This window comes from Pseudomonas monachiensis (assembly GCF_047345015.1).
Lineage (GTDB): Bacteria > Pseudomonadota > Gammaproteobacteria > Pseudomonadales > Pseudomonadaceae > Aquipseudomonas > Aquipseudomonas monachiensis.
In genome coordinates this window covers 1,431,673-1,453,315 of record NZ_CP178857.1, presented here as the reverse complement: position 1 = coordinate 1,453,315, position 21,643 = coordinate 1,431,673, and the positions used below count along the sequence as shown (strand labels likewise).

Annotated in this window: 22 protein-coding genes; 12 read left to right on the top strand and 10 right to left on the bottom strand. The window is 61.2% G+C overall.

The genetic code is table 11. The annotated features are described in order from the left end of the window. Positions 1-147 precede the first annotated feature (147 nt). Positions 148-993: an AAA family ATPase gene (locus ACMDB8_RS06480; RefSeq protein WP_007911294.1), complete on the top strand. Its 846-nt coding sequence runs from the start codon at positions 148-150 to the stop codon at positions 991-993. A gap of 12 nt (positions 994-1,005) precedes the next feature. Next, complete coding sequence (locus ACMDB8_RS06475) at positions 1,006-2,184, top strand: vWA domain-containing protein (RefSeq protein WP_056721361.1); 1,179 nt, start codon at positions 1,006-1,008, stop codon at positions 2,182-2,184. Positions 2,185-2,301: 117 nt separating this feature from the next. On the opposite strand, the gene ACMDB8_RS06470 is transcribed toward ACMDB8_RS06475, so the two are convergent. The 4 genes from ACMDB8_RS06470 to ACMDB8_RS06455 all read right to left on the bottom strand — a co-directional run bounded on the left by ACMDB8_RS06470 (position 2,302) and on the right by ACMDB8_RS06455 (position 6,038). Beyond that, on the bottom strand, positions 2,302-3,228 hold the full coding sequence (locus tag ACMDB8_RS06470) for a biotin-dependent carboxyltransferase family protein (protein ID WP_409079341.1): 927 nt from the start codon (positions 3,226-3,228) through the stop codon (positions 2,302-2,304). Continuing rightward, on the bottom strand, positions 3,225-3,929 hold the full coding sequence (locus ACMDB8_RS06465) for a 5-oxoprolinase subunit B family protein (RefSeq protein ID WP_056721357.1): 705 nt from the start codon (positions 3,927-3,929) through the stop codon (positions 3,225-3,227). Before ACMDB8_RS06465 ends, ACMDB8_RS06470 begins: the two co-directional genes overlap by 4 nt. Further along, a complete protein-coding gene (locus ACMDB8_RS06460) occupies positions 3,926-4,678 on the bottom strand; it encodes a 5-oxoprolinase subunit PxpA (RefSeq protein ID WP_056721355.1) in 753 nt (250 codons plus the stop codon). The genes ACMDB8_RS06465 and ACMDB8_RS06460 overlap by 4 nt, the downstream gene beginning before the upstream one ends. Before the next feature lie 73 nt (positions 4,679-4,751). Beyond that, positions 4,752-6,038 (bottom strand): MFS transporter, encoded by a 1,287-nt coding sequence (locus ACMDB8_RS06455; RefSeq protein ID WP_056721353.1) that lies wholly within the window; start codon positions 6,036-6,038, stop codon positions 4,752-4,754. A gap of 146 nt (positions 6,039-6,184) precedes the next feature. On the opposite strand from ACMDB8_RS06455, the gene ACMDB8_RS06450 reads away from it, so the two are divergent. The 4 genes from ACMDB8_RS06450 to ACMDB8_RS06435 all read left to right on the top strand — a co-directional run bounded on the left by ACMDB8_RS06450 (position 6,185) and on the right by ACMDB8_RS06435 (position 12,477). Beyond that, on the top strand, positions 6,185-7,114 hold the full coding sequence (locus ACMDB8_RS06450; protein WP_056721351.1) for a LysR family transcriptional regulator: 930 nt from the start codon (positions 6,185-6,187) through the stop codon (positions 7,112-7,114). A 113-nt stretch (positions 7,115-7,227) separates the two neighbouring features. After that, positions 7,228-9,150, top strand: coding sequence for an IucA/IucC family protein (locus ACMDB8_RS06445; RefSeq protein WP_409079340.1), 1,923 nt, complete (start codon positions 7,228-7,230; stop codon positions 9,148-9,150). Continuing rightward, on the top strand, positions 9,140-10,351 hold the full coding sequence (locus ACMDB8_RS06440) for an MFS transporter (protein ID WP_409079339.1): 1,212 nt from the start codon (positions 9,140-9,142) through the stop codon (positions 10,349-10,351). Before ACMDB8_RS06445 ends, ACMDB8_RS06440 begins: the two co-directional genes overlap by 11 nt. A gap of 14 nt (positions 10,352-10,365) precedes the next feature. Beyond that, positions 10,366-12,477 carry a TonB-dependent receptor gene (locus tag ACMDB8_RS06435; protein WP_056721345.1) on the top strand — a complete coding sequence of 704 codons (2,112 nt, stop codon included), beginning with the start codon at positions 10,366-10,368 and terminating at the stop codon, positions 12,475-12,477. A 44-nt stretch (positions 12,478-12,521) separates the two neighbouring features. Here ACMDB8_RS06435 and ACMDB8_RS06430 read toward each other — a convergent pair whose 3' ends face one another. Genes ACMDB8_RS06430 through ACMDB8_RS06420 form a run of 3 tightly spaced genes read right to left on the bottom strand, consistent with a single transcriptional unit; the run spans position 12,522 to position 14,382 of the window. Beyond that, a complete protein-coding gene (locus tag ACMDB8_RS06430) occupies positions 12,522-13,064 on the bottom strand; it encodes a DUF2937 family protein (protein ID WP_056721343.1) in 543 nt (180 codons plus the stop codon). Between the two features lie 11 nt (positions 13,065-13,075). Further along, positions 13,076-13,852: a class II glutamine amidotransferase gene (locus tag ACMDB8_RS06425; protein WP_056721341.1), complete on the bottom strand. Its 777-nt coding sequence runs from the start codon at positions 13,850-13,852 to the stop codon at positions 13,076-13,078. A gap of 32 nt (positions 13,853-13,884) precedes the next feature. Then, positions 13,885-14,382: a hypothetical protein gene (locus ACMDB8_RS06420; protein WP_056721340.1), complete on the bottom strand. Its 498-nt coding sequence runs from the start codon at positions 14,380-14,382 to the stop codon at positions 13,885-13,887. 125 nt (positions 14,383-14,507) lie between these two features. Between ACMDB8_RS06420 and ACMDB8_RS06415 the strand changes: the two genes are divergently transcribed. Further along, positions 14,508-16,562 (top strand): S9 family peptidase, encoded by a 2,055-nt coding sequence (locus ACMDB8_RS06415; protein WP_409079338.1) that lies wholly within the window; start codon positions 14,508-14,510, stop codon positions 16,560-16,562. Positions 16,563-16,680: 118 nt separating this feature from the next. Beyond that, on the top strand, positions 16,681-17,154 hold the full coding sequence (locus ACMDB8_RS06410; protein WP_056721336.1) for a cyclic nucleotide-binding domain-containing protein: 474 nt from the start codon (positions 16,681-16,683) through the stop codon (positions 17,152-17,154). Here ACMDB8_RS06410 and ACMDB8_RS06405 read toward each other — a convergent pair. Next, a complete protein-coding gene (locus ACMDB8_RS06405; RefSeq protein ID WP_056721335.1) occupies positions 17,151-17,441 on the bottom strand; it encodes a hypothetical protein in 291 nt (96 codons plus the stop codon). The two genes, ACMDB8_RS06410 and ACMDB8_RS06405, sit on opposite strands and share 4 nt — an antisense overlap. Before the next feature lie 95 nt (positions 17,442-17,536). On the opposite strand from ACMDB8_RS06405, the gene ACMDB8_RS06400 reads away from it, so the two are divergent. The 4 genes from ACMDB8_RS06400 (at position 17,537) to ACMDB8_RS06385 (ending at position 19,771) form a co-directional block, all read left to right on the top strand. Beyond that, positions 17,537-18,223, top strand: coding sequence for a spermidine synthase (locus ACMDB8_RS06400; protein WP_056721332.1), 687 nt, complete (start codon positions 17,537-17,539; stop codon positions 18,221-18,223). A 50-nt stretch (positions 18,224-18,273) separates the two neighbouring features. Next, positions 18,274-18,645, top strand: coding sequence for a YajD family HNH nuclease (locus ACMDB8_RS06395; RefSeq protein WP_007898702.1), 372 nt, complete (start codon positions 18,274-18,276; stop codon positions 18,643-18,645). Positions 18,646-18,843: 198 nt separating this feature from the next. Next, on the top strand, positions 18,844-19,314 hold the full coding sequence (locus ACMDB8_RS06390) for an RNA methyltransferase (RefSeq protein WP_007993783.1): 471 nt from the start codon (positions 18,844-18,846) through the stop codon (positions 19,312-19,314). A gap of 79 nt (positions 19,315-19,393) precedes the next feature. Next, positions 19,394-19,771 (top strand): YgaP family membrane protein, encoded by a 378-nt coding sequence (locus ACMDB8_RS06385; protein ID WP_056721330.1) that lies wholly within the window; start codon positions 19,394-19,396, stop codon positions 19,769-19,771. 142 nt (positions 19,772-19,913) lie between these two features. Here ACMDB8_RS06385 and ACMDB8_RS06380 read toward each other — a convergent pair whose 3' ends face one another. Beyond that, positions 19,914-21,143 (bottom strand): hypothetical protein, encoded by a 1,230-nt coding sequence (locus ACMDB8_RS06380; RefSeq protein WP_223541606.1) that lies wholly within the window; start codon positions 21,141-21,143, stop codon positions 19,914-19,916. Positions 21,144-21,178: 35 nt separating this feature from the next. Beyond that, positions 21,179-21,628, bottom strand: a complete 450-nt coding sequence (locus ACMDB8_RS06375) for a YcgN family cysteine cluster protein (RefSeq protein ID WP_095945369.1) — start codon at positions 21,626-21,628, stop codon at positions 21,179-21,181. Positions 21,629-21,643: the final 15 nt, after the last annotated feature.

Sequence of the window (21,643 nt, the reverse complement as noted above, 5' to 3'; positions counted from 1 at the left end):
AGTCAAGATGTGACGCCCCATTCAGAGACTGAATAAGCCGTCTGCGTTCACAGTCGACCGGGCAGCGCGTTATAGTCGGGGCTGACCATTTTATTGCGCCCCCGCCCTGCCTCGTTCAGGTCGGCGTTACCGTTCGAGGATTAGCAGATGAAGTTCGAAGGCACCCAGGCCTACGTCGCCACCGATGACCTGAAGCTGGCGGTCAACGCCGCCATCACCCTGGAGCGGCCATTGCTGGTCAAGGGCGAACCGGGCACCGGCAAGACCATGCTCGCCGAGCAACTGGCCGAATCCTTTGGCGCCAAGCTGATCACCTGGCATATCAAGTCCACCACCAAGGCCCACCAGGGCCTGTACGAGTACGACGCGGTCAGCCGCCTGCGCGACTCGCAACTGGGCAACGAAAAAGTCCACGACGTACGCAACTACCTGAAAAAGGGCAAGCTCTGGGAAGCCTTCGAATCCGAAGAGCGGGTGATCCTGCTGATCGACGAAATCGACAAGGCCGACATCGAGTTCCCCAACGACTTGCTGCAAGAACTCGACAAGATGGAGTTCTACGTTTACGAGATCGACGAAACCATCAAGGCCAAGAAACGTCCGATCATCATCATTACCTCCAACAACGAAAAAGAGCTGCCCGACGCCTTCCTGCGCCGCTGCTTCTTCCACTACATCGCTTTCCCCGACCGCACCACCCTGCAAAAGATCGTCGATGTGCACTACCCGGACATCAAGAAAGACCTGGTCAGCGAAGCGCTGGACGTGTTCTTCGACGTGCGCAAGGTGCCGGGCCTGAAGAAGAAACCTTCGACCTCCGAGCTCGTGGACTGGCTCAAGCTGCTGATGGCCGACAACATCGGCGAAGCGGTGCTGCGCGAGCGCGATCCGACCAAGGCTATCCCGCCGCTGGCCGGTGCGCTGGTCAAGAACGAACAGGACGTGCAACTGCTGGAGCGTCTGGCGTTCATGAGCCGTCGCGGCACCCGCTAAGAGGCTGATGCCATGCTGCTCAACCTGTTCAATGAAATGCGCGCAGCCAAGGTGCCGGTCTCGGTGCGCGAGCTGCTGGACCTGATCAACGCGCTGAAACAGCGCGTGACCTTCGCCGACATGGACGAGTTCTATTACCTGTCCCGGGCGATCCTGGTGAAGGACGAACGGCATTTCGACAAGTTCGACCGGGCCTTCGGCGCCTACTTCAATGGCCTGGAAAAGCTCGACGACCACCTGCAGGCACTGATCCCGGAAGACTGGCTGCGCAAGGAATTCGAGCGTTCGCTGACCGACGAAGAGCGGGCGGCAATCCAGTCCCTCGGTGGCCTGGACAAGCTGATCGAAGAGTTCAAGAAACGCCTCGAAGAACAGAAGGAACGCCACGCCGGTGGCAACAAGTGGATTGGCACCGGTGGCACCAGCCCGTTCGGCTCCGGCGGTTTCAACCCGGAAGGCATTCGGGTCGGTGATGCCGGCAAACGCCAGGGCAAGGCGGCTAAGGTCTGGGACCAGCGCGAATACAAGAACCTCGACGACTCGGTTGAGCTGGGTACGCGCAACATCAAGGTCGCGCTGCGTCGCTTGCGCAAATTCGCCCGTCAGGGCGCGGCGGAAGAACTCGATATCGATGGCACCATCGACCACACCGCCAAGGATGCCGGCCTGCTGAACATCCAGATGCGACCGGAGCGGCGCAATACCGTCAAGCTATTGCTGCTGTTCGACATCGGCGGCTCGATGGACGCCCATGTGAAGATTTGCGAGGAGCTGTTCTCGGCCTGCAAGACCGAGTTCAAGCATCTGGAGTACTTCTACTTCCACAACTTCATTTATGAATCGGTGTGGAAGAACAACATGCGCCGCACCTCCGAGCGCACGTCGACCATGGACCTGCTGCACAAGTACGGTGCCGACTACAAAGTGATCTTTATCGGTGACGCCGCCATGGCGCCCTATGAAATCACCCAGGCGGGCGGCAGCGTCGAGCACTGGAACGAAGAAGCCGGTTACGTGTGGATGCAGCGGTTCAAGGAGAAGTACAAGAAGCTCATCTGGATCAACCCGTATCCGAAGGACACCTGGGGCTATACCTCGTCGACCAATATCGTGCGGGATTTGATCGAGGACCAGATGTATCCGCTGACCCTTCGGGGGTTGGAGGAAGGGATGCGGTTTTTGTCCAAGTAGAAATTCGTCGCCTGTGAAGGCCTCTTCGCGAGCAAGCCCGCTCCCACATTGGTTTTGTGCACGACACAGATCAAATGTGGGAGCGGGCTTGCTCCGGGCGGCGATCCGACGAAGTTTTTAGCGGTGAGTGAAACGCTGCAAGTACTCGACCTGTTCGCGATGCGCCATTTCCTGCACCACCGGCCGCAACCGCACCTTCGCCCCCGGCAAACACTGCGCCAGCCTCGCCAGCGCCAACGGCGTCAACGCTCCCAATCGCGGATAACCGCCAATGGTCTGCCGATCGTTGAGCAACACAATCGGCTGCCCGTCGGGCGGCACCTGGACTGCCCCCAACGGAATACCTTCGGAAATCATCGGTTGGCCCTGGTACTGCAGCGCCGCGCCCAACAGGCGAATGCCCATCCGGTCGGCTCGGCTGTCGATGCTCCACACGCTGTTGAACGCATTGAACAGGCTCTGCCCGCCAAACTCGCCAATCTGCGCACCGAGCACCAGATCCAGCAATGGCTCACCGGTGAAATCCGGCACCCATTGGCCCGGCAACTCCCGGAGCAATACCAGCGAGTTCCCCGAGTAGCTCAAGGACGCGCCTTTACCCAGCGCATGGCCCATTCCGTCCAGGCCGCCGAGTTCCTCACGCACCACCGTCGCGCTGCTGCCCAGCACTTTCGGTGCATCAAACCCACCCGGCGCCGCCAGATAGGCCCGGGCACCGAGTAGCGGCCGGGTGAATTGCAAACGCTGACCTTTGTGCAACCTGAAACTGCGCCAAGGCGCCAGCGCCTCGCCATCCACCTGCGCACCCAAATCCGCTCCGGCCAGCGCCAGTACGCAATCATCCTCGGCAACGACGGTGAACCCGCCGAGGGTGATTTCGATCACCGACGCATCCAGTCCGTTGCCCAACAGCCAGTTGGCCCAAGACATCGAACGCCAATCGGCCGCTCCGCCCTGGGTCACGCCCAGATGCCGCACGCCGAATCGGCCGGCATCCTGCAACAGGCACAGCGCCGTACTCGCGTCAATCATCAGACGGCTCATGCCTGGGCCTCCAGTGGCGTATCGTCACCGCCCAGGTTAATGAATTCGGCATGGCCGACCGCTTCGAACCTTACGGTGTCACCGGGTTGCATCAAGCTGTAGCCGTCACGGTTGCGATCGAACAATTTGGTCGGCGTGCGGCCGATCAAATTCCAGCCCCCCGGCGACACCACCGGGTAAGCCGCCGTTTGTCGTTCGGCGATGCCGACACTGCCGGCGGCGACTTTCTTGCGTGGCGTGTTCAGACGCGGCGCGGCGAGCACCTCCTCCACCAACCCCATGAAGGCGAAGCCCGGCGCAAAGCCCAGGGCAAACACCTGGTACTCACGCTCGCAGTGACGACGGATCACCTCCTCCACCGCCAATCCGCTGCGTTGCGACAACAGGCTCAGCTCCGGCCCGACACTCAAGTCGTACCACACCGGCAATACATGGCAGGTACCGCGCGTACGCGCATTGGGCGACAGATCGATCAGTGCCAGGGCAATCAACTCGCGGGCCTGGGCGGGACTCAGTGCGTTCAAGTCGTAATGCACCATCAAGGTGGTGTAGGACGGCACCAGATCGATCAGATGCCCGGCGAATGCCGCGCGCAGACTTTCACTGGCCGCCAGCATCCACGGCATGTTGGTTTCGGCAATTTCATCGAACAGGCGCACCATCAGGCAATCCAGCGCCACAACCTCTACCCGCAGCTTCATGACGCGCTCTGCCGGTTCAAGGCTTCACGGATACGTTGCACGGCAGCGACCGAACTGGCGTTGTCGCCGTGCACGCACAGGGTATTGGCCTGCAAATGCAGGGCACTGCCGTCACTGGCGGTGAGCGGATCGCCACGGGCGATGGTCAGTGCCTGCCCGATGATTGTTTCCGGGTCGTGATGCACCGCTCCCGGCAGTTGTCGTGACACCAGCCTGCCGGCGCTGTCATAAGCACGGTCGGCAAAGGCCTCGAACCACAGGGTCACGCCGTATTCATCGCCCAGTTGTTGGGCGGCGCTGTTGTCGCGGGTGGCCATCAACATCAACGGCAGGTTGCGGTCATAGGACGCTACCGCTTGCAGCACAGCGCGCAGCAGTGTCGGGTTGGCCATCATGTCGTTGTACATCGCGCCATGGGGTTTGACATAGCTGACCCGCCCGCCCTGGGCCCGGCAGATACCGTCGAGGGCGCCGATCTGGTAATGCAGGATGTCTTGAAGTTCCTGGGTGGCATAGGCCATGGAGCGACGGCCGAACCCCACCAGGTCCTGATAGGCCGGATGCGCACCAACTTGCACACCGTGGCCGAGGGCCAGGCTGACAGTCTTGCGCATGATGCTCGGGTCGCCGGCGTGAAAACCGCAGGCGATGTTGGCGCAATCGATGAAGGGCATGATTTCCGCGTCCAGACCCATGGTCCAGCTGCCGAAACTCTCGCCGATGTCGCAGTTCAATAGCAGGCGGCTCACACTGAACACTCCTGTAGGCTTTATTCTTTTCAGCTGAGGGACATATCTATAAGACAGCCCCGCAGGTTATCAGTTACTGGGCGTCGAGTTGCTTGCCACGGGTTTCCGGCAGGCTCAGGGCCGCGAGGATCACCACGCCGTAGGAAACCGCCGCAAAGGCACCGATGCCTACACTCAGTGGCACGGTCTGGCTGAGCAGGCCGATCAGCAGCGGAAACAACGCCGCCAGCGCCCGGCCGATGTTGTAGCAGAAACCCTGGCCCGAACCGCGAATGCGTGTAGGGAACAATTCGGTCAGGAATGCGCCCATGCCGCTGAAAATCCCCGAGGCGAAGAAGCCCAGCGGAAAGCCCAGCCACAACATCACGCCATTGCTGACCGGCAGTTGGGTGTACAGCAAGACAATGGTGAACGAGCCCACGGCGAACAGGATGAAGTTCTTTTTGCGTCCGAGGATGTCGGTCAAATAGGCGCTGATGACATAACCGACGTAGGACCCGACGATCACCATTGCCAGATAACCGCCTGTGCCGAGTACGCTCAAACCGCGCTCGTTTTTCAGGAAAGTCGGCAACCAGGACGTGATCGCGTAGTAGCCACCCAGCGCGCCGGTGGTCAGCAACGAAGCGCGAATCGTGGTGAACAGCATGCCGGGGGCGAAGATCTCGTAGAACTTCGACGGATTGCTCGGCTCCTGTTTAGCCTTGGCCTCACGGTAGATTTCCGGGTCTTTCACCAGTCGGCGAACGAAGATCACGAAAATCGCCGGCACGATGCCAAGGATGAACAGCGCGCGCCAGGCGTCTTCCGGTGGCAATACCGAGAACAGTAGCGCATATAGAATCGCGGTCAGCCCCCAACCCAGCGCCCAGCCGGACTGCACCATGCCCACCGCCTTGCCACGGTCCTGGGCACGAATCACTTCGCCGATCAGCACCGCTCCGGCCGTCCACTCGCCGCCGAAACCGAATCCCATCAACGTGCGGGCAATCAGCAGTTGCTCGTAGCTCTGGGCAAAGCCGCAGAGGAAGGTGAAGAAGGCAAACCACAGCACGGTCAGTTGCAAGGTGCGCACACGACCGATGCGGTCGGACAGAATCCCCGCCACCCAGCCACCGATGGCCGAAGCGATCAGCGTGCTGGTGTGAATCAGCCCGGCCTGGCCGGTGGTGATGCCCCACATGGCAATCAGGGTCGGCACCACGAAGCTGAGCATCTGGGTGTCCATGCCGTCCAGGCCATAGCCGATCTTGCAGCTCCAGAAGGTGCGGCGTTCCTGCTGATTGATGTTGCGATACCAGTCGAAAGGTCCCGGGCGGGCCGAGGCTTTCGGAATGAAGGGGGTGTCGGGCGCACTCATGGCAAATCTCCGCGCTGATTTTATTGGTATTGTTCTGAGCCCCGACGACGCCTATCGTGGGAACCGGATGCGCCGATTTTTGGACGCGTGCCCCTGCTGCGTCCAACTAATAAAAACCCGCCTTAGACATAAGAAATCTTTATCCCATGAACCTGAAGTTTCTCGAGACCTTTGTCTGGGTCGCCCGACTCAAGAGTTTTCGCCTGACCGCCGACAAGCTCTTCACCACCCAGGCCTCGATTTCCAGCCGCATCGCAGTGCTTGAAGGCGAGCTCGGGGTAAAGCTGTTTTTGCGGGATTCACGCGGCGTAAGCCTGACGCCCGAAGGCCTCAAGGTGCTCGATTACGCCGAGCAGATGATGGACACCATGCAGGCACTCAAGCAGTCGATCGAGACCCGCTCGAGCAAGGCCGGACGGGTGCGCATCGGCGTGATGGACACGGTGATCCACACCTGGCTCAGCCCGCTGGTGGCGCAGATGACCGATCACTACCCACTGGTGGAAATCGAACTGGTGGCCGATACCTCGCTCAACCTCTGCGATCAGCTGCAAAAAGGCTTCCTCGATGTGATCCTGCAAACCGACCTGCTGCGCCAGGAAAGCGTGCGCAGCCTGGAACTGGCGAGCCACCCGATGGGCTGGATTGCCGCCAGCAACTCCCTGTACAACCGTGAGTATTCAGGCGTCGCCGATCTGGCGAAAGAGCGGATCATTACCTACTCGAAAAACTCTCACCCGCATCAGCAAGTGCTCGCCCTGATGCAGGCCAATGGCGTGACGGCGCCACGGCTGAATTGTGTGAACTCGGTGTCGGCGATTACCCGGCTGCTGCGCGACGGCTTTGGCATCGGCGCGTTGCCTCCGGTGCTGGTGGCCGAAGAGCTGGCACGGGGTGAACTGACCCTGCTGGACATCGATCAGCGACCACCCGACCTGCAGGTGGTGGTGTCGTGGCGAGTGGGCGTGGAATGGGTCGAGGAGATTGTGACGTTGTGTCAGCAAGTGCTGGAGGAATATGCGCGAAAGGTGGGAGAGCGCTACATGGTCTTGAGCAAACCCCTGGCCAGCCCCTGAAAAGGCGACCCCTAATGTCATAAGTAGTAATTGCTATCATTTGCATTAATATTTTGAAAATGTATTCTCTGCGCGCACTTAGCTAAATCACTGTCCAGAAGGAGTCGGACTCGATGCGCGCTTACACGCAAAAACAGCAGCAATTGCTCTCAAACTGGAGCGAAGCTCTCGGCACTCCGGCCTTCCAGTCCCAACGCATCACCCTCGACCATTTGAGCAATGCCCTGGAGCCCGCCGCGCAGCGCAGCTTCCAACGCCTGATCCAGGCGCTGTTTCGCGAAGGCCTGATCAACCCTGACGCCTGCGAATACGACGACAACAGCCGTTGCTGGTTGCCGCTTGGCGACGGTGCGCGGCTTTGCTTCGATCACCTGTCGAGCGGAAGAATGAACAGTTGGGACGTTCGCGGCAGCATCGTCCTGCACACCCCCGACAGCCTGCGCCACAAAATCCAGTTGCCCAGCGAACTGCTCGCTCACCTCGGCACTCAGCTCAACCCGCCCGCCTCCCCGCAGGTACTGGAACGTCTGGCCCGCGAACTGGACGATAGCTACAGCAACGACACCCTGTGCCTGGCGTTCCACCATGGATGGACCGAGCGCCTGAGAGAGCAGATCGACACCGAGCACGACGACAACTTACTCGCTTGGCTCAAAGCCAGCCCCGACCATCAGAACCCGACGTCATTGCTCGAACAGTGGGGCACGCTCGGCCACCCCTGGCATCCGAACTACAAGACCAAACTGGGCTTGAGCGCTGCACAGGTCATCGCGTTCTCGCCGGAATTCGAAGCGAGTTTTCCGATTCTGCTGTGCGCCCTGCACCGTCAGTACGCACACGTCGAGTCACTGGCCGGCACCGCCGATTACTGGGACTGGTGGCAGGGCCACTTCCCGCAGGCCGCTGAACAATTGCAGCACCATTTGCAGCAACGGGGCCTGGAGGCAGCGGACTATCTCCCGCTGCCGTCGCACCCATGGCAAGTCAATCAAGAACTGTCCAATTCGTTTGCCGGCGAGATCGCCGACAACCTGCTGATCGTCACCGACATCGTTGCCTTCACCGGCCACCCGACCATGTCCTTCCGCACGGTCGTACCTGAGGCCAGCCGCGTTGCGCCGATGGTCAAACTGCCGGTGGCCTTGCGACTGACCAGCGTACAGCGCACCGTGTCGCCGCGCTCGGCCCGGATGGGACCGCGCATCAGCCAACTGATATTGCAGATTCTCGATCATGAACCGCAGATTCAACGCCTGCTGAACATCGTGCCGGAGCGCATCGGCGTTCATTACGCGCCACAACCGGCCAATGACGAACGGTCCCGGCATGCCGCCGTGTTGTACCGCGACAACCCGCTGACCCTGCTGCAAGAAGGCGAACTGGCCGTGCCGGTCGGCAGCCTGTTCGCCGTCAACGAATTCGAACAACCGTTGCTGCGTGACTGGGTGCAACTGGCTCAGGGCCGTGAAGACAGCGAGGCCATGCTGGCGTTCTTCGATGATTACCTGTCGATTGCCGTCCCGAGCCTGCTGGGCATCTACCTGATGTATGGCGTGGCGTTCGAAGCGCACCAGCAAAACAGCTTCATGGTGATGGGTGCTGACGGGCAGTTGAATCGGCTGCTGCTGCGAGACTTCGGCGACATTCGCATTGATCGCAAAACCCTGCACGCCAAGGGTCTGGATATCCAGCTGCACGATCCGAAAATGACCCTGTTCGACGACGCCGGTTTTGTCCGCGACAAGCTCCTGCACACCACGTTCATGTGCCACCTCGGTGAGTTGACGTTGCTCTGCGCCCGCCACTGGAATGTGCCGGAAAACAGCCTTTGGGATCGCTTGGCCATGCACGTTGAACAGTGCTTCGAGAACGTGCGCGAGCACGTCGAACCGGCGCGCCGGGAAAGCGAGCGTCACGCCCTGCTGGAACAGGATTGGCCGGCGAAATCGTTCATGCGCATGCGCTTGCACGACAGCCACGCCGACATCGTCGGACGCCTGAGTAATCCGCTGCGAACCAACGCCAATGCTCGCTGATGGTCGTGCATTACGACTGCTGATCGTCATCCAGTTTGTCTCCATGGGCGCCATGGAAATGAGCGGCCCGTTCTGGCCCTTGCAGATCCAGCATCTGCTTGGACCAGAGGGCGCCGGCTACACCGCACTGCTATCGGCGCTGGTGTATGCCGGCCCGATGCTGGCGGCCATGCTGCTGACGCCAGCGTGGGGACGGTTGGGTGATCGCACCGGACACAAGCCGATGATCGTTCGGGCGTTGCTGGCACTTGCGCTGTGCCAGGGGCTGGCGGCGATTACCCTCGACCCGTGGCTGCTGGCGGGCATTCGCGTGATGCAAGGCGCATTGGCCGGTTTTCTCGCCGCCGCGCAAGCCTATGCCCTGACCTGTTGCGACAGCTCCCGGCGCGGTCACACCCTGGCCCGCCTGCAGTCGGCAACCGCCGTCGGCTCGCTGATCGGCCCGGTACTGGGTGGCTGGCTGATGGACATCTCGGGGTTTGCCCTGCTCTGTTATGGCGCGTCGGCGATTTGCCTGGTGTGTGCACTGGGGAGCTTTTTCCTGCCGGCCGACAAGGCGCGTGCCTCGACGAAGAAACCGGTTGCGCCTGTGGCCCTGCCTAAAGGCTGGCTCAGTGGAATCCTGTTGGTGATCGTGTTGATTCAAACCGCGAAGATGATGCCGCAACCCTTCTACGCGCTGTACGTCGCCGACATTCTGCGCGCGCCGGGCTGGCTGATTGGCGCTACTTACGCGGCGAGCGCCGCGACCCTGGCCATCTCCGCACCGCTGTGGGGGCGTCTGTTCGACCGCTGGCAGCCGGCTTACACCTTGCGCGTCATCGAAGGCGTTGCCTGGCTCTGCGCCCTGACGCTCGCGGCCACGGCACTGGCCAGCGAATGGCTGGGTTTTCTCGTCAGCCGGTTGGTCTGGGGCATCTGGCAAGGCGCACTGCTCCCCGTCGCCTATGCGCTGATCGCCAACACCGTGTCTTCAAGCCAGCAGGGTTTTGCCCTCGGCCTGGGCAACAGCGCGGCCAAGGCTGGCGCTCTGCTCGGTGCCGTCCTCGGCGGGATCGGCATGGGGCTGGTCGGGCTGGCCCACAGTTTCTGGTTGGTAGCGTTGACCTACGCACTGGCCGCCATCGGGATCCGCTGGGTGCGCTCTTTCAGCTCCACACCTGCCCCCGCAATCGTATCTGCCCACACTTATCACGACTAAAAAAAGACCACCTCATGACCCGAACCAAACTTTCCCTGTTGATTCCGTTGCTCGGCTCCGTCGGCGCCCAGGCCTGGGCCGAAGACACCGACCAGCAACCCGGCACCTTAAACATGCAGGCCACCGTCGTTTCCGCGACGCGCAGTGAAGCGACCATTGCCTCGATTCCAGGCTCGGTCCAGGTGATCGACGAACAACAGATCCGCCAACAGAGTGGCGCCGGGCGTCGGGTCTCCGACATCCTGGGGCAACTGGTTCCCGGCCTGGCGCCGTCCAGCGGCGGGATGAGCAACTTCGGCCAGACCCTGCGCGGGCGCAACATGCTGGTGTTGATCGACGGCGTGTCGCAGAACGCCACGCGTGACAACTTCCGCCAGCTCAACAGCATCGCACCGGCCAGTATCGAACGTATCGAGGTGGTTTCCGGCGCCAGCAGCATTTATGGCGCCGGTGCTTCCGGCGGTATCATCAACATCATCACCAAGCGCAATCAGGGTCAGGACCTCGCCTACAGCAGTAAACTGGGCCTGACCACCGGCAACAACCTCAACAGCAAGGGTTTCGCCTACGAGGCCTTTCAGAGTGCGACCGGGCGCAAGGATGCCCTGGACTGGTATGTGTCCGCCGACCTGACCCAGCGCAACGATCAGTACGACGGCAACGGCAATCGCATCCCTCAGGACACGTCCCAGGGCAGCAACATGGACACCGACACCTATGACCTGCAAGGTCGTTTCGGTTACGAACTGGATGCCGACAAAAAACTCAGCCTGTCGCTGCAGGACTACAAGGACCAGCAGGACACCGGCTACACAAAAGACCCGAACAACCGGCAAGAGGCCGTGGCGGTCAAAGGACTGAAACTCGACGACCAGCCCTACACCCATAACCAGGCGGCCAACCTCAACTACACCGACAACGACTTCTACGGCCAGGGCCTGCAAGTGGAAAGCTACTGGCGCCGGGCCGACGCGCTGTTCTTTCCGGACCTGTCGCGGGGCAAGGCCGGGATCTCCGACAACAACAGCGTGCAGGATGTGTACGGCCTGCGTGCAGCCATCGACACGCCGTTGCCGGCCATCGGCAGCGCCACGGGCAACCTGGTCTGGGGCGCCGACTATGATCACGAACGGTCCCGCCAGCGCGGTGACCAATACACCCTCAATGGGCTGACCTACACCAAGACCGGCACCACTTACGAGTTGGGCCCGGATATCGAAACCACCACCAAGGCGCTGTTCGGGCAGATGTCCTGGGACATCGGAGACTGGACCTTGCGTGGCGGCGTGCGCCGCGAATGGATCGAAAGCGATGTCTCCGACAGCATCGCCTACGGTCAGATCGTCCAGACCGGCGTACGCGCCATCCTGCCCGGTGACACCCTCAAATACGATGCCACGCTCTATAACCTGGGCGCGGTCTATCACCTGAGTGAACATCAGGACGTCTTCGCCAATTACAGCCAGGGGTTTTCGCTGCCGGACATCCAGCGCTTCTTGCGTGACGTGAACAGCACCTTCGACATCCAGAGCCTCAACGCCCAGGCCATCAAGGTCGATAGCTACGAGCTGGGTTGGCGCGGTGACTGGGACCAGTGGCAGGCCGACGTCACCGTCTATGAAAACACCTCGGACGTGACTCAGTTCTACGATGCCAATGAACGTGTCTTGCGTCTGATCAACCAGAAGGAGCGGGTTCGCGGCATCGAAAACAGCCTGACCTACCGCGCTACCGATCACTGGTCGGTGGGTGGCACCTATGCCTGGGCCAAAGGCGAAACCCAGCAGAACGGCAAATGGATCGATCTGCCGGCGACACGCATTTCTCCGGCCAAGACCACGCTGTTCGTCGGCTACACCGAAGACGACTACTCCCTGCGTCTGCAAGGCATGCACCTGGCCAGTTACGACGCCGCCGCCAAGGACAACAACGGGCGCGACATCGAAGGCTATACGCTGGTGGACCTGCTCGGCTCCGTGGACTTGCCGGTCGGTCGCCTGGAAGGCGGGGTGTACAACCTGACCGACCGCACATACGTCAACCTGTTCGCCCAGGCCAACGCCAGAGCGCCCTACCCCAACGCCGAAGGGCGTACCTTGAGCATGACCTATTCGATAGATTGGTAATCAAACAAGGAGCCGGCTTGCCGGCTCCTTGACGCTCAAGGGTGTTACAAGCCGCGCAAATCCCGCTCTTCGATCGGCCGGCTCTGGCGCAGACGCTTACCGCCCAACACCACCCAGTCAATCAGCCGGAACAGGCACTCGATCCCGAACGACAGCAGCAACGCGCCGCTCATACCCCAGACCATCGCTTCGGGCGTCAACAGGATCTGGTAGCTGTAGCCATTCCAGGTTTCCTTGCGGATATCCGGATCGGCAGCCAGCATCACCTGCAGGAAGCGGATGTACCACGGGCCCTGCATCGCCTGGAATTGCTTGTCCAGCGCCAGTTGACGAGTCAGCAGGTTGCTCAGGCTGTCGGCGTCACTGCGAAATATCGGGTCTTCGCTCGCGCGGTAGTGGGCCACCAAGGCTTGCATGTCCCCCTTGAAGAACTGATTGGCGGTGTTCTGGAAGCCGCTCAGGCTGGTCTGCGCCTCGATCAGGTGCGCCTCGACCCGTTTGGCATAATCGCTGATGAAGCCCGGCACCTGGACACCGATCAACAGGCCCGCCGCGAACAACACCAGCCGTAGATAACTGAGCAACATGCAAGGAGTCCTTATTCGGTCTGGCCCTGGCTGACGCATTCGCCGCGTCGCCACAGGCTCCATTGACCCGGTTCGTAACGGGTCCAGGTTTCGTTTTCGGTCAGGGGTTCGGTGGCGATGACGGTCACCACATCGTTCGGCGTGGTTTCGGCCTGAAAATCGACGATCACGTCGACATCTTTCAAGCGCGCCGGGCCAAACGGTGCGCGACGGGTGATTTGTGCCAGCTTGGTCGAGCAATAGCAGAACAGCCAGTCGCCGTCGCTGAGCAGGCAGTTGAACACGCCTTTGCTGCGGTACTCGGCGCAAGCGGCCACCAAGTCAGGCAGCAAGGCTTCGACCTCGACCGGCTCGGGAAACGCCGCACGCACACGGTTGAGCAAATCACAGAAAGCCGCTTCACTGTCGGTATCGCCGACCGGGCGATAGAAACTGGCCACTGGCTGGAAGTCCGCCAACTGGCCGTTATGGGCGAAACACCAATTGCGCCCCCACAGCTCACGAACGAACGGATGCGTGTTGGACAGGCAGACCTTGCCGACATTGGCCTGGCGGATGTGCCCGATCACCACTTCGCTCTTGATCGGATAGCGCTGCACCAGGTTCGCAACTTCCGACTCGCTGCTCGCAGCCGGGTCCTGGAACAGCCGCAGCCCACGGCCTTCATAGAAGGCGATGCCCCAGCCATCGCGGTGCGGGCCGGTACGCCCGCCGCGCTGCATCAGCCCGGTGAAGCTGAACACGATATCGGTCGGGACATTGGCGCTCATGCCCAATAACTCACACATGCTCGGACTCTCGCTCAATCGCAGGGGCAAGGTTACAGACGGGGTTCGACTCGCATCCGCTGAGGGCTGCTCGGCACAGGCGGACGACCGTAACGATCATCGCCGGCACCGCCAAACGGTTGATCGTCCTCGGGCTCATCGGCACGGGCGGCGGCTTTGGTGGCGGCCTCACGTTCCTTGCGGGCGTTGGAGGCGCGTTCGATAGGGAAACGGATCGCCACCAGCACCAGATAGAGGCCGAACGCGATCATGCTGTACATGAACAGATCGGAAATCGCCCGCCAGGCGTTGTTGCCGACCTTGAACAGCAGGTCGAGTGCGGTAATGGCGACAGCCGGTGCGACTTTGTCCTTCACCGGGTCGATGATGGTCGGGCTGAACAGCAGCACGGCCATCGCCAGCCGCAGCGGCTCGCGCAGCCAACGCCACATCCAGCGGGTCAAGCGCATCCACACCAACAGGCAGCCCAAAGCGGCGAAGGCGTAGAGGCCCCAAGCGATCAGATAGTCGTTCTCGGTCATGGTGTCCATGGCAAGGCAGGCAAAGAGGCGCTTATGATAACGGCTTTTCGCCCGTCAGGCTGCATCAATGCCTGACTGTCGGGTGCTATCCAGGTTGCCAAGCCCCTATTCCGTACACTGTTCGAGAGCCCTTCATGCCCCTATCCGCCACCATTCACGACGCTCCGATTGCCCGCAAGGCTGAAGGCTCCGATCCGTATGCCTGGCTGCAAGAGCGCGACACCGAGGCAGTACTCGACTATCTGAAAGCCGAAAACAGCTATCAGGAGGCGCAAACCGCCGACCAGGCCGGATTGCGCGAAACCCTTTTCGAGGAAATCAAGGGGCGGATTCTCGAGACCGATCTGTCCCTGCCCTCGCCGTGGGGACCGTATCTTTACTACACCCGCACCACGGCGGGCGATGAGTACGCCCGGCACTACCGCTGCCCGCGTCCGGCCGATGACAGCCTGACCCTCGACGAAAGCCGCGAACAACTGTTGCTGGACCCCAACGAACTGGCCAAGGGCGGCTTCTTTTCCCTGGGTGCGTTCAGCATCAGCCCGGACCATCAGCGCCTGGCCTACAGCATCGACTCCACGGGCGATGAGATTTACACGCTGTTCGTGAAGGAATTGTCCGATGGTCGTGTCAGTGAACTGGAATTCCAGGACTGCGACGGCAGCATGACCTGGGCCAACGACAGCCTGACGCTGTTCTTCGGCGAGCTGGACGACACCCATCGTCCGCACAAGCTGTATCGCTATCGCCTGGACGGCACGGCGGCCGAAGAAGTGTTCCATGAGCCGGACGGGCGCTTCTTCATGCATTGCTATCGTTCAAGCTCCGAGCAGCAATTGCTGCTGTCCGTGGGCAGCAAGACCACCAGCGAAGCCTGGGTCCTCGACGCCAACCAGCCGCAGCACGCTTTTACCTGCATCGCGCCACGGGTCGAGGATCATGAGTACGACGTCGACCACGGCGTACAAGACGGCCAATGGACCTGGTTCATTCGCAGCAACCGTGACGGCATCAATTTCGCCTTGTACACCGCCGCCGATACCGGAGCCGCGCCCACCGAAGCCGACTGGCAGAACCTGATCCCCCACAGCGACACGGTGATGATCGACGGGATCAGCCTGAACACCGGGGCCATGACCCTGAGCCTGCGGGTTGGCGGCTTGCCGGTCATTGAAGTTCACCCACAAGGCCGGGCGCCATATCGCGTGCAACTGCCGGATGCGGCCTACAGCCTGCATGTGCAAAACAGCCTGGAGTTCGAAAGCGACCGTATTCGCCTGCGCTACGAAGCGTTGAACCGTCCGGCGCAAATCCGTCAGCTTGAACTGGCGACCGGCGAGCAGAAAGTCCTCAAGCAAACCCCGGTGCTCGGCCCGTTCGATGCCGACGCATACGTCAGCCAGCGCCTGTGGGCCACCGCGCCAGACGGCACGCAAGTGCCCATCAGCCTGGTGATCAAACGCGCAGACCTGGGCAAACCCGTGCCGCTGTACCTCTACGGTTATGGTGCTTACGGCGAAAGCCTCGACCCATGGTTTTCCCATGCGCGCCTGAGCCTGCTGGATCGCGGCATGGCGTTTGCCATTGCCCACGTACGTGGCGGCGGCGAACTGGGGGAAGCCTGGTATCGCGCCGGAAAGCAGGAGCACAAGCACAACACCTTCAGCGACTTTATCGCCTGCGCCGAACACCTGATCGCCCAAGGCTTCACCACTGCAGCGCAGTTGGCGATCAGTGGAGGCAGCGCCGGTGGCTTGCTGATCGGCGCGGTGCTCAACCAACGGCCGCAGCTGTTTGGCGCCGCCATCGCCGAAGTGCCGTTCGTCGACGTACTCAACACCATGCTCGATCCTGACCTGCCCTTGACCGTGACGGAGTACGACGAGTGGGGCAACCCTGAAGAACCGGACGTCCATGATCGGATCAAGGCCTACGCCCCGTACGAAAACGTCACCGCGCAAGCTTATCCGGCGACCCTGGTGATCGCTGGCTACAACGACAGCCGCGTGCAGTACTGGGAAGCGGCCAAGTGGGTGGCGAAATTGCGCGCAACCAAGACCGACAGCAATCCCCTGCTGCTCAAGACTGAACTGGGTGCCGGGCATGGCGGGATGAGCGGTCGATACCAGGGATTGCGTGACGTAGCACTCGAATATGCATTTTTGTTCAAGGTTCTAGGCATTGCCTGAGGAACTTGGGCCGACGAACCGGTCTTAATTCCGCACAAGACAGGCCGATACACTGCATATCCCCATAAGAACGGCTCAACCCCGGAACAACAGACACTACAAAAAAGACCGTGACGACATGTCTGAACCAACCTTTCTGAACAACGAAATTCGCGACTGGCTGATGGATTGCGGCCTGTTCAATCAACTGCTGCCGGCGGACTTCGCCGCGGCTTCGGGCTATTTCAGTATCAGCACCATTGCCCAGGGCGAGGAGATTTTCCAGGAGGGTGATGCCGGCAGTTTCATGTGCATCATCCACACCGGTCAGGTGGCGGTGCAAAAAACCAACGCTGACGGGCAGCGAGTCACCATCGCCACGTTACGCAGCGGCCGCTCATTCGGTGAAATGGCCGTGCTGGATGGCGAACGGCGCTCGGCCAGTTGCGTGGCCGCGAGCAACTGCCAGTTGCTCAACCTGGGTAAGGACTCGCTGGAAAAGATGCTCAACGACGCACCGAAAATCGCCGCCAAAATCATCCGCGCCCTCGCCGTGTCCCTCTCCAAACGCTTGCGCATGGCCGACGGCCAACTGCTTTCGCAGCAGGTCTAGCCACCCGGTGACTTGGCTTTCGGCGGATTGGTCTCCAGGCCCGGCACGGGCTGGTCCTTGATCGGCGGGCTCGGCATCTCGATCGGCACCAACGGCGGACCGCTACTGCCGGGGCCGACTCTAGGCAAAGGCGCCGGGGTGATCTGCGGGTACGGTGTAGGCGTCGCGGTACCGGGCGAACCGGGCATCGGCGCGGGGCTGACGGGAATCGATTGCAGCTGTTGAGCCTGCACTGCAGTTATCGAGAGCGCGGCCAGGGCAATGACCGTTAGAATGGTGCGCTTCATCAATGGCTCCGTTGGCCTTGTCGTCATGAACAGGCTACTCCCAACTGCGTCTGTTTGCCCTCCCGAGTTCTGCCAATTTTCTTCAAGTGAGCCCCATGAAACGTTTCGTTCTGCTGGACACCACCCCCATCCCTGAAAACGGCGGCGCCCTGTGCCTGTTCGAATACGGCGAGGATTTTGTCATCAAGATCCAGGGCGGCGACGGCGGACAATTGATGAACACGCGCATGCACGGCTCCGAAGATGCCTTGGCCGAGATCCCGTGCCGCAAAGTCGCCGGCCGACCAGATTCACGAGTGCTCATCGGCGGCCTGGGCATGGGCTTCACCCTCGCTTCGGCGCTCAAGCATCTAGGCAAGACCGCCGAAGTGGTGGTCGCTGAATTAGTGCCTGGCGTCGTGGAATGGAATCGCGGGCCACTCGGCGAGAAAGCCGGAAACCCGCTTCAAGACCCGCGGACCGTTATTCGCATGGAGGACGTGGCCAAAGTCCTGCAGGCGGAGCCCCAAGGCTTCGATGCCATCATGCTCGATGTCGACAACGGCCCCGAAGGCCTGACCCAGAAAGCCAACAGCTGGCTGTACTCCGCCGGCGGCCTGAGCGCCTGCGCCAAGGCCCTGAGACCAAAAGGCGTGCTGGCCGTGTGGTCGGCCAGCGCTGACCGGCAATTTTCCGACAAACTGAAAAAAGCGGGTTTCAAGGCCGAGGAAGTACAGGTCTTCGCCCACGGCAACAAGGGCACCCGCCACACCATCTGGATTGCCGAGAAGCTCAAGGGCTAGGCTAAACTTCACCCTATAACCGTCATTAGTCTTTCTACAAAGGTGAACCCATGAGTTCGTCCACCCCGACCAACACTTCGAAGCTGGATCGCATCCTCGCCGACAACCAGCGCGACAAGGAAATGGGCTACCGCGACAAGGCCCTGAAGATGTACCCGCACGTCTGTGGCCGTTGCGCCCGTGAATTCTCCGGCAAGCGCCTGAGCGAACTGACCGTGCACCACCGCGACCACAACCACGACAACAACCCGCAGGACGGCTCGAACTGGGAGCTGTTGTGCCTGTACTGCCACGATAACGAGCACTCGCGTTATACCGACCAGCAGTATTTCGACGAAGGCTCGCTGAGCACGCCGAAAATCGCGAAGGCCACGCACAACCCGTTTGCGGCGTTGGCGGGGTTGATGAAGAAAGAAGACTGAAGTTCTTCGGTACCTGAACTGGCCTCTTCGCGAGCAAGCCCGCTCCCACATTGAATCGCGTCCGTCCGGACACCTCGGTCAACTGTGGGAGCGGGCTTGCTCGCGAAGACGGACGTCCACTCGCCACCAATCTCAAACCGAACACCCCCGCCCCAATCCCCGTATAATCGCGCTTTTTTCCCCAAAGGCACCCCGCTCGTGGCAGACAAACGGTACAGCTGCATTGGTTTGTATAACCCCAAATCACCGGAGAACGTCGGTTCGGTGATGCGCGCCGCTGGCTGTTATGGCGTGGCGTCGGTGTTCTACACCGGCAAGCGCTATGAGCGCGCGGCCGACTTCGTCACCGATACCAAGCGCGTGCACTACGACATCCCGCTGATCGGCATCGACGACCTGAAGAAAATCCTGCCCCTCAACTGTGTGCCCGTCGCCGTGGAACTGGTCGAAGGCGCCCGCCCGTTGCCGGAATATACCCACCCGGATCGCGCGCTCTACATCTTCGGCCCGGAAGACGGATCGCTGGATAAAGAGATTCGCGACTGGTGCGAAGACGTGGTCTACATTCCGACCACCGGTTGCATGAACCTGGCCGCCACGGTCAACGTCGTGCTCTACGACCGCATGTCCAAGGGGCTCAATACCCGCTCCGGGCCAAAATTCCGCTAATCGCCGCACATCCGATTGAACGAGCTGCCCGCCCCGGCTGTCAGCTTGACTATCGATCCCTGAAGCCTGGAGACAGACCATGAGCGAACTCAAACGCGTCGAGCGTATCGAATCCACCCCGTTCCAGAGCCCTTCCGAGCAGAATGTGCAGGGCTGGGAGCGCATCGGTTCCCTGGCCGGTGGCGTGGTGATGGTGGGCAAGGGGCTGCGACGTGGCGGGATCTTCGGCCTGATCCAGGTAGCCATCGGCGGCGTGGCCCTGGCCCGTGGCATTACCGGCCACAGCTCGGCGAAAAGCCTGCTGGAAAAGGGCCGCCAGGACATGAACAACGTGCGGGCGAAAATCCAGCGGGCGGGGGAAGAACTGAGCCAGTTGAAGGCCAATGCCGAGGCGGCGACCAAAACCGCCACCGTTACCGGCAATGATTCGTTGAAGTCGCCCAAAGCCGGGGTTTGATCAGGCTTGTCCGGCCGGGCTGATGGCCCTATCGTCGGAACGCCGCCCGGAGCAAGCTCGCTCCCCCAGGATTATGTGGCGTTCACAACATTTGTGTTCACCTCCAATCACTGTGGGAGCGAGCTTGCTCGCGATGACGGACTCACTGAATCAACTCGGTATTCAGTACCTTTGAAGAACCACCGATCACGCTCTCGCTGAGCTGAACAAACGCCTGGGTATCGATAACCCCCTGCCGCATCGCCCCGCGCAGCACATCATCCAGCGACCGCTTGTTGTGGGTTTTCAGGCGAATCTCACGATCCAGCTCCTGCAGCAACACCACCGCCCTGGTCACCTGAACAGTAGTGATCTGATCTCCACGCAGCGTGGTGACTTTCTGGCTGCTCCCGACCAGTTTGCCGTGCAGGCTCTCGTAGCGCTCATCGCTCATGCCGCCGGCCCGGCGCATCAGTTCGATGGCGTAATACTCGGCAAAGCCTTCGCTGATCCAGTCACTGCGCTGGGTGCCTTTGATCCGCCCGAACATCTGGGCCAATTCGCGGACCAGGGCACTGGTGCCGCTTTCGCTGACCAATGGCAGACGGCTGTTGAGGTAGATCGACTCGTGCGCCGACTGGCTGCCGCGCCACATTGGGTCATTGGCCCCGACGATCAGCAGTTTGCCCGGGTGTCGCGGATACAGCGCCTGCACTTGCGGCCAGACGAAGGTCAGCAGCGTCAGCACATCCATACGGCGCATGCCCTGCCCCAGCGGCGAGGCGACGGTGACCTCGGTCTCGCCCAGACGGGTACGGCGGCTGCCGAGCTGGCCAGCGAGCATCCAGCCCGTGGGCCGGTCGAACAGTCGGGAGGGGTTGTCGATACGGAATTTATTCGGGCCGATTCGTGGCCACGCAGTTTCAATGCTTTTCCAGCCACCGGGCAGCTCGAACTCCAGGCGTGCAACCAGTTCGATGCCGTCCTGTTGATCGAGTCTGGCAGCCGGCACCAGATCGTCGCCGCGCATCAACGCCCAGTTTGGCGTCATGCGCGTGTCAAAGCTGCCGTTCTTGCGCCCGTGGCTGATGTTCACGCGGTAGGTCAGGCTGGCCTTGTCGGCAGCCGGATGCCACACACCGCGCGCCGCTTTGCCGGGGGTCATCTGCCATTGGCCGTCAGCCTTGAAATCGCTGTAGTGGCTGCCATCGCCGAGGTCGAAATCCAGGCTGCGTACCGCCGAGCCCTGGGCGAGCGTCAGGCGCACTTCGGCCTGATCGCTCTGGGGCAACAGGCGCACGTGGTAATCCAGATTGACCTTGTTCGCAGCCCATACGGGCGAATTCACGGCCAGTAATCCAACGACCCACGCCTGCCGCCATCCCACAGCCATACACACTCCTTCGTGAAACGTTGAACCTCAGGCAGTCAGCCTGCGCGGAAAATCAGGTGATCTTCCCAGTCATCCTCCGGCACGCTGCCTTCGGCGAGCATGCGCCCGGACTGGGAAATCCGCTCGTGATGAACGGCATCGCGATCACCACACACAAGGTGATGCCACAACGGCAGGTCCTTGCCTTCACTGACCAGGCGATAGCCGCAGGTCGGCGGCAGCCATTTGAATTCGTCGGCCTTGCCCGGCGTGAGCTGGATACAGTCCGGCACGGAGTCACGACGGTTGGGATAGTCCTTGCACTGACAGGTTTTCAGATCCAGCAACTTGCAGGCGATGCGCGTGTAATAGACGCTGTTGTCGTCTTCGTCTTCAAGCTTTTGCAGGCAGCACAATCCACAGCCGTCGCACAGCGACTCCCATTCCTCTTGATCGAGTTGATCGAGGGTCTTGCGTATCCAGAACGGTTCTACTTTGGCGGCCATGGTTCGAGTATCGAC